At 59.7% G+C, this 13,608-nt stretch carries 12 protein-coding genes; all 12 read right to left on the bottom strand.

Annotated elements, in window-relative coordinates; translation table 11 throughout:
- On the bottom strand, window positions 1–146 hold a 146-nt coding region (locus PSEJ31_RS16955; RefSeq protein ID WP_156924953.1), incomplete at its 3' end, for an NAD-dependent epimerase/dehydratase family protein.
- A 321-nt stretch (window positions 147–467) separates the two neighbouring features.
- On the bottom strand, window positions 468–1,448 hold the full coding sequence (locus PSEJ31_RS0113575; protein WP_028915768.1) for an IS5 family transposase: 981 nt from the start codon (window positions 1,446–1,448) through the stop codon (window positions 468–470).
- Between the two features lie 185 nt (window positions 1,449–1,633).
- Window positions 1,634–2,908, bottom strand: coding sequence for a hypothetical protein (locus PSEJ31_RS16950; RefSeq protein ID WP_156924952.1), 1,275 nt, complete (start codon window positions 2,906–2,908; stop codon window positions 1,634–1,636).
- Window positions 2,898–4,154, bottom strand: a complete 1,257-nt coding sequence (locus tag PSEJ31_RS16615; RefSeq protein ID WP_084220877.1) for an oligosaccharide repeat unit polymerase — start codon at window positions 4,152–4,154, stop codon at window positions 2,898–2,900. Before PSEJ31_RS16615 ends, PSEJ31_RS16950 begins: the two co-directional genes overlap by 11 nt.
- Complete coding sequence (locus tag PSEJ31_RS16945; RefSeq protein WP_156924951.1) at window positions 4,151–4,888, bottom strand: hypothetical protein; 738 nt, start codon at window positions 4,886–4,888, stop codon at window positions 4,151–4,153. Before PSEJ31_RS16945 ends, PSEJ31_RS16615 begins: the two co-directional genes overlap by 4 nt.
- A gap of 151 nt (window positions 4,889–5,039) precedes the next feature.
- Window positions 5,040–6,275 (bottom strand): ISL3 family transposase, encoded by a 1,236-nt coding sequence (locus PSEJ31_RS0113570; RefSeq protein ID WP_028915767.1) that lies wholly within the window; start codon window positions 6,273–6,275, stop codon window positions 5,040–5,042.
- 67 nt (window positions 6,276–6,342) lie between these two features.
- Window positions 6,343–7,128: a glycosyltransferase family 2 protein gene (locus tag PSEJ31_RS16610; RefSeq protein WP_084220876.1), complete on the bottom strand. Its 786-nt coding sequence runs from the start codon at window positions 7,126–7,128 to the stop codon at window positions 6,343–6,345.
- 18 nt (window positions 7,129–7,146) lie between these two features.
- Entirely contained in the window at window positions 7,147–8,313 is a 1,167-nt protein-coding gene (locus PSEJ31_RS0113565; RefSeq protein WP_028915766.1) for a nucleotide sugar dehydrogenase, read from the bottom strand.
- Between the two features lie 39 nt (window positions 8,314–8,352).
- Window positions 8,353–9,777 carry an undecaprenyl-phosphate glucose phosphotransferase gene (locus tag PSEJ31_RS0113560; protein ID WP_232211029.1) on the bottom strand — a complete coding sequence of 475 codons (1,425 nt, stop codon included), beginning with the start codon at window positions 9,775–9,777 and terminating at the stop codon, window positions 8,353–8,355.
- A gap of 145 nt (window positions 9,778–9,922) precedes the next feature.
- Window positions 9,923–12,142, bottom strand: a complete 2,220-nt coding sequence (locus PSEJ31_RS0113555; RefSeq protein ID WP_028915764.1) for a YjbH domain-containing protein — start codon at window positions 12,140–12,142, stop codon at window positions 9,923–9,925.
- The gene (locus PSEJ31_RS0113550; RefSeq protein WP_198015064.1) at window positions 12,139–12,909 is read right to left on the bottom strand and encodes a capsule biosynthesis GfcC family protein; all 771 of its coding nucleotides are present in this window, start codon (window positions 12,907–12,909) and stop codon (window positions 12,139–12,141) included. The genes PSEJ31_RS0113555 and PSEJ31_RS0113550 overlap by 4 nt, the downstream gene beginning before the upstream one ends.
- Before the next feature lie 20 nt (window positions 12,910–12,929).
- On the bottom strand, window positions 12,930–13,508 hold the full coding sequence (locus tag PSEJ31_RS0113545) for a YjbF family lipoprotein (protein WP_232211028.1): 579 nt from the start codon (window positions 13,506–13,508) through the stop codon (window positions 12,930–12,932).
- Between the last annotated feature and the right edge of the window lie 100 nt (window positions 13,509–13,608).

The following is a 13,608-nucleotide window of genomic DNA, read 5'->3' as shown; positions in this document are numbered from 1 at the left end:
TTGCCCTGCAGCGAGGCCAGGGTGTCGAGGTTGCCGGCGTAGGTCAGCGCGTCCAGGTTGACCACCCGCACCCCGCGGGCCACGGCCTCCAGGACGAAATTGCCGCCGATGAAACCGGCTCCGCCGGTGACAAGCCAAGTGACCATTGATCCTCCTGAGGAGGAAGGAGTCGCTACCTCCCCCCAAATCCTAAAGGTAATTCCAAGCCAACATTAGTCCGGACGCGCATTGATCCATAAGCGTAGGAGCGCGGTCTGCGCCCAGCTACGTCCAATCTTCCGGACAGCAATCCTTCCAGTCCTGCATCGCTCCTTCCAAGCTATAGAGATACGAGTAGCCCGCACCCACTAAGGAAGGTCTGAACAACCCGCTCTGCCGCCCGGATTGCGGCATCGTGGCGCCGGCCTGGCGTCGCTTTCGAGCCGGATTTCGCCCGTGCAGGGCGGTTTTTGGCGGGTTTCCCCGCCTTACGGACGCACTGCTCCCGTCGTCGGCAACAAACGCCGGCGCGCCATCCACAGGTTCGACAGCGCGAACAGCGTCAGCACCTGCGCCGCGTTCTTCGCCAGGCCGCGGTAGCGCACCTTCGTGTAGCCGAACTGCCGCTTGATCACCCGGAACGGGTGCTCCACCTTCGCCCGCAGACTGGCCTTGTAGCGCTCCCACCGCTCGGCGTAGCGCCGCTCGCGCTCGTTCTTCATCGCACGCAGCTTCGACGGCTTCTCCGCGATCAGGAATCCGGCGTCCACGTCCTGCAGCTCCTCGCGCTTCTCGGCACCCGTGTAGCCGCTGTCGCCGCACACCGTGTCTTCCCGGCCGTGCAGCAGCTTGTACACCTGCGTCACGTCGGCCACGTTCGCCGCCGTGCATTCCACGTGGTGCACCAGACCGGACGCGTCATCCACGCCGATGTGCGCCTTCATCCCGAAGAACCACTGGTTGCCCTTCTTGGTCTGGTGCATCGCCGGATCGCGCTCGCCCGCCTTGTTCTTGGTCGAGCTCGGCGCACTGATGATCGTGGCATCCACGATCGTGCCACTGCGCAGGCTCAGGCCCTTGCGCTGAAGATGGGCGTTGACCTGCTCGAAGAGCTTCTCGGCCAGCCCGTGCGTCTCCAACAGCCGGCGGAAGTTGAGGATCGTCGTCTCGTCCGGGATGTCGGCAAGCCCGCCCAACTGCGCGAAGCGGCGCATCACCGGCGTGTCGTACAAGGCTTCTTCCATCGCCGGGTCGCTGAGCGCATACCACTGCTGCAGGAAGTGGATGCGCAGCATCGTCGCCAACGGATAGGGCTGGCGACCGGGACGGCCCATCTTCGGGTAGTGCGGCTCGATCAGACCCAGCAGCGCCTGCCACGGCACCACCTGCTCCATCTCCGCCAAAAACACCTCGCGCCGCGTGCGCTTGCGGCTCCCCAGACCCTCGGCATCACCGAACGACAGCTGCATCGCACTCACCCCGATCACGGTGAGGCATTGTCGCGCAATCGGGCGGAGTTGTTCAGACCTTCCTTAGACAACAAGTAATCAGCAAAGAAACAACCTATGAAGCCACTTCCACCAAAAATAACAGCACAGGACATATCATCCTCCATAAATGTAATCTACAACTACTGCGGCATGTCCATCGAAACTCAGGCACTCACACCGCGCAGCAACTTGAGGCCTATCAAATAGCTACCGATGCAATAGGAAATACCTGCGAAAAGGAATCCGATCGCAAAAGATACTGCTCCCACTTGGAGGAGGGCGAAGCAAGCAATAGATATGCCGAGGCCAACGATCAAGGCGGCACTGAGGACAAGTAGCATTGTGTAGACCTTCTTCTGGCACTCGAGCCACTTGTGGCAAGTAAGCGCGGTTTGCCAAGCCGTCGCCGCCGCACAGAGCACGCCGACGCTACTCGCGCGCATTGATGTCGTATAACCGAGCGCGGGTAGAAGATTGAATACTATCGCCAAGAAACCAAATGTGAATATACTACCAAGCGCGACTTGTCCGATGATGGCACGCCGGATAAGCGCATTTGCCTTGACCAGATTACCGTTTGAATAATCACGGAAGATGAAAGGCTGAACATACAACGTGATGGGCAAGAGCACGAAAACAAAAGCCCTGAACGAGATGTCGTACTCGGCTGCATAGCGGCCAACTTCCTCGGAAGATGTCAGGACCACCATGATCCGTCTCTCAATGGCTGGCCACCCGGCAGTGAGCCCAAGCCACACCGAGATTGGCGCACCATAGGCAAAAAGAACCTTGAGCCGCGGGAGTAACGCTTTCCACTCTGAAGTACGACGGATGGCAGCTACGCATCTTGGTAGCGCCTTGCGTATGATGAAACAGGCTGCAGTGATCCCTACGGCCTGCCCGGCGACATAGAAACCGACAGGACTTTTACTTGACCCTAGAACGAACAAGGCAATCAAGCAGAAGGCTAGCGCGAACAGAGGGCGAGACGTTTCAACAAGAATATATTTTGTGAATCGGAGCCGAGCCTGCAATGCCGCTGACATAACCGCATGGATGCCGTGGAGAATAATAGAGAGTCCCGCCAGAAGCGCGAGGGAAAATCCCGTTCCAGGGAGAACAAACAAAGATATCGGAGCCAGCACCAACGCTGCGGCCGCTGCTGATGCAATCACACCGACTACAAAGGATTCTGGTGATTCTTGTAAGTAGTCGTCCTCAGCGTTCGCATGGCGTGCGACAGACTGCGAAACCCACCCGAACGCTAGGAATGCGCCCCCCATGCTGAAAGCGAGCCAGCTGGAAAACAGCCCGTAACTTTCAGGCGGCAGCCTGGCGGATAGTGAGAGTATTAGGCATAAATTGAGGATGCCCGGTGTCAACCGAGCCAGGTAGAAAAGACCGATGGCCTGAGCTCTTTTAAGCCCTCTAAGAGGCATCTCGCGCGAGCCTCCGCATCATGAGGGGCATGTAGGCGGCAAAAAAGACCGCGGCAACCACGTGGCCTAGATAGGAATAAAAGCCAACAATCGGGCTAAATAATACAAGCGGATATATAGCGGATAACAGTGCGATCCCGAATATTGATCGGCGAACAGTAATGCTCACTGCAAATGATGACGCAAATCCCAATAGGAGCATGAAAAGTGCTGCACCTGGGTACGTGAAATCATCAATAATTACCCGAAACAGGGTGAAGATATTGGCCATATCGCCATTGCCAATATCTACGTAGTCGGAGAATATACCGGTTTCTCGGGCGCGAATTCCTGCGAGATCGAACAGTCCGGTGAGAAAGAAGTAGCCAAATGTCGGTTCCGAAAAATTTTTGGAGTCAAACCAGACACTAAAACCGGCAAGACTTCCGAAGGGCCACTTCTTGAGGTGGGCGATGACTTCGGGTAGCCGACTCATATCCCCAACAATTCCACCGCGAAGCATCTGCATCCAGACGAATCCGGCTGTGAACAGCAGCGATCCGAAAATCGAAAAAAGTGCGCCCCGCTTCGTGAATGGCTGCCATGCAGCACTTGAGGAACAGAAGTAGCGGCCCGCTAGATATGCAGATAGCCAGAAAAGCGCTCCATAGATAAACGTCGCCCTAGTGGTCAGTACGAGAACAGTGGAAACAAGGGCTAGGAGCGGAAGGAAAAACTCAAATCCACGCATTGATTTTCTATTAACTGCAAACTGCGCACCGCAGATAAGACAGGCAGCGAATACGAACATCTGGCAGATCCGCGCAGCAAGTGGCATTCGATAATCTTCTTGATATCTTGCCACGGAGAAGTCTCTACTTACCTCTGCTAGCTTGGCAAAATCTAGGAGGACCGAAAGCGTATTGCCCTTGGACTGTAGGATGATCGAGGCACCGACTAGCCCTATGAACAGCGAGGCCCATGAAACGAGCCTGGCGCCTCTGATAGTCATCCCCAATGTGTCATTTACGCGTGGGGGAATGGCGGCGAATCCAACCACGGCCCCGGCTACTGCAGCGACCTGAAACAGAATGATCGCAACATACGAAGCAGCTGAGAAGTAATACTCTGGAGCAAATAGGACGGTTGCCATCGACAAAACAGTCCACAGCAGAACAAGCACCAGCACTGGATGCATCCAGTAGCGAAGTAGCGTCTTAGCGAAGAGCAGAGTCGCTAGCTGCAAGAGCAAACACAGAAAGATCATGTCTGCAGAATCCTGTAGGCCAAATAGTGAGCTTCAGCGAGGTAGCGACGGATATGTGGCGGCGGGATGAACGAGGTTGACGCGTGTTCGTCATGCACCACTTCGATGAGTCCACTATAACGAATTGGGATCCCGAGTCTCCGTGCCTCTTCCGCAAGGCATATTTCTTCAACGTAGAGGAAGCTCTTGCACTCAAGCTGCCCCCCTCGGTCGAAGTAGGACTTCGGAATGCATATAAAGCTTCCATGAGCCCCATAAATCTCCTGACCTTCGCCCGGATCTTTCTGAATTCTCAAGCGCCCAGAGATCAGCCGATCCTTGTAGAGGGCTGCGAGCCGGTAAAGAGCGGTCGAGAAACCGAATCGGAAGATCCAGCTCAAGACTAGGAACTTGAGGGGGCGCGGGCGAGAAAGGTAGATCGGGTTCTGGTTCTTTCCACTTAGCCCAGAAATCACCTTGGGCGCGATAATGCTGTTGTGAACTGCAAGGCCATCCAGTTCTCGTATCCATCCGGCTGTCCTGATGGACAGATCGGTGTTACTCAATATGGTCCAGTCCGCAGCATCAGGCCAGCGAGCAAATGCTTCCCGAAGTCCTCTGCGGAAGCCACCGAAGTATCCATGGTTAACCCCATCGCCGACGATGACTAGTCGACCAGATGAGTGAGCGCGTGCTGCAGGGCCACCAACCCACGAAAGATCGGTCGTGTCGCGTCCGGGGGTATTGTCGGTCACTACGATTCGCAAGCGATCACCGTCTGGACCGTCAAGTAACCTATTGACGTAGTCGCAGACCTCGGCGTGGTTGCCGTAGGCAAGGCATAGAACCTGGATTGTTGCGCTGGGACTCGGCATTGGTATAGAAAACTCGTGGCTCTGTTGAATTTCAAGTGGGTTGCCGGGCATGAGGGTTGATCACTGCGAAGTCGAGCTTGCCGGCGATCAGGAAGATGACGGTTCTGATAGTGGTGAAGCGGGTGAAGCCGCGAGCGCGGCGCTTGGCGGACTGAAACAGGCCGTTGAGCGCTTCGAGGAAGCCGTTGGTCTGGCGGGTCTGGGCCCAGGCGACGATGCCCTCGAGGTGGCGACGGACCATGGCGGCGACCTCCTTCATGGGTTCGACCTTGGAACGCATGACGCAGGTGCACCAGTGCTTGAGCATGTCGCGCGCCACGTTGATCTGCTTGCGCGCGAGGATCTCGCGCAGCTGCTCCTTGTAGACCCAGGCGCGCGCGGTGCGCACAGTGGCCATCCTGGCGATCAGGGCATCCAGATCGGCGGCAGCCTCGGGCTTGAGGCTGGCGCGGTTCTTCAGCAGCGACCAGCGCATCCCCTTGAGGGACTTGTCGCTGCGCTGCTCGATGCGGCGCATCCTGTCCACGGCCGCATTGGCGTGCCCGATGACGTGGAACTTGTCGAAGGTGACGCGCGCGTTGGGCGGGTGCTCGGCGCAGCCCCTGATGAACGCTGGCGACATGTCGATGCTGACGGACGTGATCTGCTCCGCAGGGCGGTGACGGCTTTGCAGCTCGGTTGTCAGCTGGGCGATCGAGTCGGCGCCGCGGCCCTCCGCCACGGCGATCACGCGTCGCTCAGTGGCGTCTGCGGCGAGCGTGATGTAATCATGCCCGCGAGCCCGCGACGTCTCGTCGATGGCCAGCTCGCGCACCGCGGACAGGTCCGTTTGCGCCAGGGCGAGCTCCACATAGCGCTCGCAGAGCGCGGCAACACGGTGACGGCTCACGCCCACCAGGCGCGCCGCCGCGGCAAAGGTCATCTGCTGGCACAGCAGCAGCACCAGGGCTTCGAACAGCAGCGTGAAGCCCGAGAGCTTGCCGGCCCACGGCGGATCGACCTGGCGGACGCTGCCATCGGGCAGCTTTACCCGGGGGACACGCACTTCCAGGAAGCACTCGTGCTGGAAGAAGTTCAGGTGCCGGTAACGCTTGGCGACGGTGTCGTGAACCGGATGCTGGCCCTCCACGCCAGCCAGCGCGAAGCGGCTGCCGGCGATGAAGTCCACCCGGATGGTGAGCGTCTTGGCCGCCAAATCGAAGTCCGCGCCCGTCACCTGCCACGGCGGAGAGACCCCCAAGGCAGCCTCAAACAGCTTGTCAGTCATACCCGATCCCGTACCTGCTCAGGTCCAGCTTACCCACTCGAAATTGAAAAGAGGCATTTTTATCAGTCTAAAATTTACGTCTATTTGCAATTCCGGAGAAAGCGTAAAACATAAAGTTGTAAAGCGCGCTATCGATAGGTAAATTTAGGTTCTCTCGATATGCCTTCCACTGGTAACGCGCAGCCTTTAACTTGTTGCCGGTCAGACTGGTTGGATGGATTCTATACAGTCCGAGGTCGCGATTTATGCCGATTATCGGATTCGTTACAAGGCTGTCTTTTCGTAGTAGATCTATCCGCTCAAGTGCTGTAAACCATGTCAAGTAGTCATTACGCATTTTGACGTCTGGCATATAGAGCTTGCCAAGAGAGTCTTGATCGTAAATGACAGTGAAGCAGCGAATAGGACATGTCTTTAGTAGGGCGGCCTTATCAATCGAGCTCGGTACCCTGAATACCCTATCTCCGATGGCTCCGTCGGGTGTAATCTTTCGGAATGCTGTGTATGAAAATACTGAGCCATTCTCTTGCATTTCTCGAAGCTGGACATCTAGTTTTTCCGGGCGCCAGATGTCATCAGCGTCGAGAAAGGCTAGATACTTGGAGGTGGCAATTTCGGTCGCTATATTTCTTGCGCGCGCAGCGCCTACTCCGCCCGAATTCAGGATTACTGTGCGCTCTGAATTTCTATCTTTAAACTCTTTGGCAATGGCCAGGGATCTGTCGATAGAGCCATCATCAACCAGGATTATTTTCCAATGGGGAAATGTCTGATTTTCCACGCTCGCGAGAGTCTCTTCGAGAAACTCTTCGGCGTTGAAGAAAGGAAGAATGATCGTTACTTGGGTACTCATCTTGATCGATTAAGTGAGTTAGTCGGCGCCGAATAGGTCGCGGCTATATACGCGATCGGCTACGTCCCGGATATCATCAGTAACGCGATTAGCTACGATGATGTCGGCTTCTTCTTTGAATTTTCTCAAGTCATTAACAACGCGAGATCTAAAGAAGTTGGCTTCCTTAAGGACTGGTTCGTAGACAATTACCTCTATCCCCTTGGCCTTTATTCGTTTCATAATCCCTTGGATGGCGGATGCGCGGAAATTGTCGGATCCCGACTTCATCACAAGGCGATATATGCCGACAGTTGCCGGGTTCCGAGCAATGATTTGGTCGGCGATGAAATCTTTGCGGGTTCGGTTGGAGTCGACAATTGCCCGAATCAGATGCTGGGGAACGTCCTGGTAGTTGGCCAGAAGCTGTTTGGTGTCCTTAGGCAGGCAGTAGCCGCCATAGCCGAAGCTGGGATTGTTGTAATGCGCGCCAATGCGCGGATCCAGGCAGACACCGTCGATAATTTGGCGGGTATCCAGGCCGTGGGTACACGCATATGTATCAAGCTCGTTGAAGTACGCCACGCGCATCGCAAGGTAGGTATTGGCGAAGAGCTTGATCGCCTCGGCTTCGGTTGCGTCGGTGAACAGCACTGGCACGTCTTTCGCGATCGCGCCCTCCTGTAGCAAAGCTGCAAAGCGTTCCGCGCGTTCCGAGCGCTCCCCAACCACGATCCGGCTGGGGTGGAGGTTGTCGTAAAGCGCGCGGCCCTCGCGCAGGAACTCTGGGGAGAAGATGACGTTGTCTGTTCCCAGCGCTTGACGGATGCGCTTTGTGTACCCGACGGGGATGGTGGACTTGATGACCATCACCGCCTGCGGGTTGATCTCCTTCACGTCCCGAATGACGGATTCAACCGAGGACGTGTTGAAGTAGTTGGTCTGTGGGTCGTAGTCGGTAGGGGTGGCGATGACGACGAAGTCGGCGCCGGCGTACGCCTCCTGCTTGTCCAGGGTTGCCTTCAGGTCGAGCGGACGATGGGCGAGGTAGTCCTCGATCTCCCGGTCCTCGATCGGCGACTTGCGGGCGTTGATCAGTTCAACGCGCTTTGGATCGATATCCAGTGCTACAACGCTGTGGTTCTGCGCAAAAAGGACAGCGTTGGACAGGCCGACATAGCCCGTGCCGGCAACAGCAATCTTCATCAGACACTCCTTGTAACGACGACTCGGAACGACGTCGGCTCAGTACGCGTTCTTGTTCACAAAGCCCTTGAACACGGTCATCAGGATGATCCGCAGATCGAACCAGGGTGACCAGTTCTGCATGTAGTACAGGTCGTACTCCACGCGGCGTGCCATCTTCTCGACGGTATCGGTTTCCCCGCGCAAGCCGTTGACCTGGGCCCAGCCGGTGATGCCGGGCTTGACCCGGTGCCGCTGCATGTAGCGGTCCACCAGGGTCTTGTACTGCTCGTTATGGGCGATGGCGTGCGGGCGCGGGCCGACGATGGACATCGAGCCCTGCAGCACGTTGATGAACTGGGGGAGTTCGTCCAGGCTGGTGCGGCGCAGGAAGGCACCGAACGGCGTCACGCGCGAATCATTCTTGCGCGCCTGGGTGACCTTGCCGTCTTCCTCCTGGTGCACCCGCATGCTGCGGAACTTCCACACCTCGATGGGCTTGCCGCCCAGGCCGTGGCGCAGCTGGCGGAAGAACACCGGTCCGGGCGAGCTGAGCTTCACGCCGATGGCGATCGCGATCATCAGCGGCGAGATCATCAGCAGGATCAGCGAGGCCAGCACCTTGTCCATGGTGGCCTTGATCAGGTGGGCCGGGCCATCCAGTGGGCTGGAGCGCAGGTTCAGCACCGGAAGGCCGCCAATCTGCTCCACCGAATGGTTCAGCAGCTGCAGGCCGAACAGGTCGGGCAGCAGCTTGATGTCCGCCGTCGAGTGGTCCAGCTGGCGCAGCACGTAGGCGATCTGGCCCTGCTCGCGCATGGGCAGGGCGATCCAGACCTGGTCGATGTGCCGGGCCTCCACGAAGGCGGCCAGCCGGTCCACCCGGCCCATGGGGCGGATGCCATGCAATGCGCAGCGGTCGGCGCTGGTGGCAAACCAGCCGACAACCTTGATGCCCATCCAGGGATTGCGATGCAGCGTGTCGACGATGCGCTGTGCATCCGGGTTGCCACCCACGATCACGGCGGTACGCAGGTCCATACCGCGTGCACGGGCCCACGAGGCGCAGCCGCGCAACACGATGCGGATGGAGGCGGCGCCGGCCAGGCTAAGGCCGAACCAGGCGCCCAGCCACAGCCGCGACAGTTCGCCGATCATCTGGATCAGGGTCGTGTAGAACAGAACCCCGGTGCAGATCAGCAGCCAGCACACCCCCAGGTGCATCAGCTCGGCGCCAAGGCCGCGGCCACGCCAGCTGCGGTAGAGGGAGGAGGACCCGAAGATCAGCAGGCCGAACAGCGTGGTGATCACCACCAGGCTGACGTAGTCCTTCTGCAAGTGCCAGGTACCGAAGCGGATGCGGTACGCCAGCAGCGCACCGCCGACGAGGATCAGCGGATCCGCGATTCGTATCAGTGCACCGATGGCGGCCGTGAACTTGCTCGCCGTCCGAGGTGGGGCACTGGTTTCCGACCTGATTGGCATGAGCAGCATGGTATTTCCCCTTCATCCTTGTGCGTGGCCGGCAGGCGCCGGTTGGGGAGACTTGATGTTGCATTGCAGCATCAAGTCTTGCAAGTCCTTAGTTTGTGCCTCCCGCTCATCCAGTCTGGGAGGCTATGTCAACGGGTTATGGATCTATGTATTCAATATTGTCAAAGTAAAAGTGGCTGTCGCGTTCGCCGGTGAGCGAATAGAGGCTGTACTTGCGCTGCAGGCGCGCGCCACCATCGCGTACCAGCGGATGCCACATCAGGCGCGAACGTACCTGGCTGGAGCGGGGGAGCAGCAGGTCCATCGGCACGGACAGGTAAATGCCCTTGTCGAAGCTGCCTTCGCCGAATTCGGCCGACGAGACATCGGTCTTGGTGGCGAACGCGCCCATCACCACGCCATTGCGGAACATGCGCGAAACATCCAGGGTCACGCCCCAGTCGCCGGCCAGGTAGCGTCCGGCGGAGGTGGCCACCTGCACGCGGCCGTCGTCGCCGAAGTGGGCGTAAAGCGTCGCGTGCCCGGTCGCGACCTCGTAGTCGCGGAACGAGAACTTCTGGCCGAAATCGCGCTGCTTGACCCAGTTGGCCTCCACGCCCAGTGCCCAGCGCTGGCCGACGGGACGGTACAGCAACTCGCCGCCCACGCCGCCATACATCATCTCCAGCAGGCCCGCATAGGCCATGCCGTACAGGTCACGGCCCAGCGCATGCACCGTGGTGACCTGAAGGTTCGGGATGGTGACGTCGGAGGTGGTGACGTAATGGCGGATGTCGGTGCGGACGCGCGGCAGGTTGCTCGGGGCGTCGTACTTGAACTTACGGAAGTTGTTGTGCACGTCCACCGCCGTGGTGGCGGTAAGCCAGGTGCTGTCATTGACCCGCAGGCTCGTGTGCAGGTTCGCGGTCAGCTGGTACAGGAAGAAGCCGTCCGGGCCGCCAATGATCTCGTTCAGCCCGGGGGAGACGTGGTAATCGAAGCGTCGCCCCTTCGGCCCCTCGTAGACCACCTCGCCCTCGCGCGAGCTGCCGGGCGGATTGACCTCCACATGGCGCGCCATTTCCCTCAGGTCGATATCGCCCTGCGCATAGGCGTTGAGCGCATTACGAGAGACGCTGCTCTGCGCGATAGGCATGTTTTGCCGCGTGTATTCCAGCGTGACCCAGTCGACACTGGGATCGATCGCCGTATCCAGCACGCGCGCCGCGCGCCCGAGGCCCTCGGTCGGGTAGAAATACTTCAGCTGGGTGCCGTGCAGGATCACCTCGTGGTCGTTGACTTCGACCTTCTGTACGTAGAAGCCGGCATTGCGACGCAGTTCCGTATCAACGCTCTCCCATGTGTGGCCGAGAAGGAGGGGATATCCATCTTGGTCAGTCGAAGAAATTGTGCCGCCGAAGGGGGGGGGCTCCCCTTGCATGGCATTGCTTGAGGTAGACGCTGCTTCGCTGTCTATCTCACTTCTCAAAGGGCGCTTGAGTGGATCCAGCCAGCGTGCCTGGCGCGGCCTAGCTTTCAGGTTGGTATAGAACGCAACGCTTGCAAGAAGCTCGTTTCCTCTCTCCCATCCTAAAGTAATGCGCATGCCAGGAGTCGGACTGTAATTAAATCCAATGTTAATCCGACTGCTTTGCGCAATCTGGACAGGAACTCTTCTGGGGCGTGCCTCTTTATCATAATCGTGCCCGTCATATTCGAGCTTAACGAGCAAAGGCTCCCACGGGGTCTGCCAAGATAGGCCGCCAAAAATACCAACTGGGCCACGGAACATCAGCTTTGAGTTAAATCCACCGGCACCCTGGGTACCCGGACGTATCTCAAATTCATCCCGGATAAAGCGCAGCGGGTTACGGAAGTCGCCATTGCTGCCCAAGTAGCCAGTAGCCAAGCCAATGCTGGCGTCAAGCTGCCCGAAGCGTTTGCTGGCTACCAGGTATTCGCTCGCGAACAGGCCTGTGCCACCAAAATCGCGCACACCGAACGCAACCGCGGGCAGCCACCTGCGTTCATTCCACAAACTGACCTTGAAATCGATTGATTTATCTTTGTAATTTTGGTCGCCGCTTAGGGATTCTGGGCCATAGGGCACACCCGCCACGTTGACGTAGCGGTAGATACCCTCGAACCAGGGGAAGGGCTGCATCGCCACGTTGTAGCGGCTGTAGGGCGAGGTATGGCTTGCGGTAAAGGCAAACTCGCCCTCCTCGGCCATGCGCGCTGTAGGCGTCTGCAGCAAGCCGATGCCGCCCCAGTCGTTCTGCGTGGCCGGCACCTCGGCATGCAGCCCGCCGCATACCGCCAGGCTGAGCAGGCTCAGGGCGGGCAGGGCGCGGCGGCGGAGGTTGTTGCGGCTCATGGCGTCACCAGCCCGGCGTGGGGCAGGGGCAGGGTGGCGAGGAAGGTGGTCATCGCGCCATCCAGCTCGGGCGCGAATTTCTCCGTGGCGCGTGCGCGCAGCGGCACGTAGACGATGGCACCCGGTGCGAGGGCCAGCGGCTCGTTGCGATTCCACAGGGCGATACCGAGTGCGTGGATGCTGCCGTCGGGCTGCACCACATGGATCACGTCGCGGTTGGCCGCCTCACCATCCACCGTGCAATCGCGCAGGTAATCGGCCGCGTCGCGCAGCGGCACATGCGCCACCGCGCAGGGCTGGAGCACGGCGCCGACGATGGTCACCGTTGCCGGGCGCTCCGGAAAGTGGAAGCGGTCGCCATCGGCAAGCAGGCGGTTGCGGTCGCCCTTGCTCGCCTCCAGCCGCCGCGGGTTGCCTTCCAGCGGCAGGCGGCCGGTGGCCGGCAAGGCGGAGACCCAGGCATGCAGGGCACGGGCGCGTGCGGCCACGGCGGGCGGCGCTTCGGTGGCCGTGGCCAGGGATTCCAGGTCATGGAGCAGGCCGGCGCGCAGCCTGACCTGCCGGGCAAGTTCATCCCTGCGGAAGACCGAGGCGCCCAGGGCATAGGCATCACGGCGCGGCATCGCGGCCACGACGGCGTCGTCGAACCGGCTGCCCTCGGGCAGCTGCAAGGTGCCGGCGCGCTGCACCGCGCCCTCGGCCGAAACCTGCAGCGTGCGGGGCTGGGCGGCGGAAGCGAAGGAAATGCAGGCCAGCAGGCCGGCCATGGCCATTACCCGCGATCGCATCATCGCGACCTCCGCCGGTAAGGCTTGATCAGGCTGATCTCGAGGTAGGCGTCCGGGGCGGCCAGCTGCCGGCTCTTCCACAGCATGCCGGTGGCCGGATCGACCCAATAGGTATTGGTGCCTTCCACGCCGGGGCCTTCCAGGCGTTCCTCGTACCTGGCCAGGGTGCGGCTGCGGCCCAGCGGATCCACCATGGTTTCCTGGCCCACCCGGCGCAGCACGCCGGTGACCGGCACGCCGTAGCGGTAGCCACTGCGCCAGTCATAGCGGCGGCTGACGGTGATGCCCGCCTCGCCCACCGTGCGCAGGTCGGTGAACGGGTTGTCGCCTTCGATCCGGGCCTCATCCAGGCCCGCGCGCAGGCCATGGGTGCCGCACAGCACGCCGCCCTCGCACAGGAACACGACGGCCTGCCGGCTATGCCAGGAAAGCCGCCCCTCGTCATCGTTGCCCAGCACCATCACCGCGCGGTACTGGCCATCGTCCATGAGCAGGCTGGCGTAGGGCAGGGCGGCTACCTTGGTTGCGGCCTCGGAGAGGTCGTCCTTGCCGGCCACGGCGGTACGAACGAAGTCCACACTGGTTTGCATCACCGTGCCGCAGCCGGCGAGCATCAGCACCAGCGCCAGGGAAACCAGGGCGCTGGTGCATGCTGGAAACGGGCTGGAACCGGGGCGG

This window comes from Pseudoxanthomonas sp. J31 (genome assembly GCF_000510725.1).
Lineage (GTDB): Bacteria > Pseudomonadota > Gammaproteobacteria > Xanthomonadales > Xanthomonadaceae > Pseudoxanthomonas.
This window is presented reverse-complemented; position numbering and strand designations above follow the sequence as displayed.

Excerpts from the sequence above, each read along its gene's own strand:
- PSEJ31_RS0113575 (WP_028915768.1), bottom strand. The coding sequence starts at position 1,448 with ATGCAGCTGTCGTTCGGTGATGCCGAGGGTCTGGGGAGCCGCAAGCGC.
- PSEJ31_RS16950 (WP_156924952.1), bottom strand. The coding sequence starts at position 2,908 with ATGCCTCTTAGAGGGCTTAAAAGAGCTCAGGCCATCGGTCTTTTCTAC.
- PSEJ31_RS16615 (WP_084220877.1), bottom strand. The coding sequence starts at position 4,154 with ATGATCTTTCTGTGTTTGCTCTTGCAGCTAGCGACTCTGCTCTTCGCT.
- PSEJ31_RS0113570 (WP_028915767.1), bottom strand. The coding sequence starts at position 6,275 with ATGACTGACAAGCTGTTTGAGGCTGCCTTGGGGGTCTCTCCGCCGTGG.
- PSEJ31_RS16610 (WP_084220876.1), bottom strand. The coding sequence starts at position 7,128 with ATGAGTACCCAAGTAACGATCATTCTTCCTTTCTTCAACGCCGAAGAG.
- PSEJ31_RS0113565 (WP_028915766.1), bottom strand. The coding sequence starts at position 8,313 with ATGAAGATTGCTGTTGCCGGCACGGGCTATGTCGGCCTGTCCAACGCT.
- PSEJ31_RS0113560 (WP_232211029.1), bottom strand. The coding sequence starts at position 9,777 with ATGCCAATCAGGTCGGAAACCAGTGCCCCACCTCGGACGGCGAGCAAG.
- PSEJ31_RS0113555 (WP_028915764.1), bottom strand. The coding sequence starts at position 12,142 with ATGAGCCGCAACAACCTCCGCCGCCGCGCCCTGCCCGCCCTGAGCCTG.
- PSEJ31_RS0113550 (WP_198015064.1), bottom strand. The coding sequence starts at position 12,909 with ATGGCCGGCCTGCTGGCCTGCATTTCCTTCGCTTCCGCCGCCCAGCCC.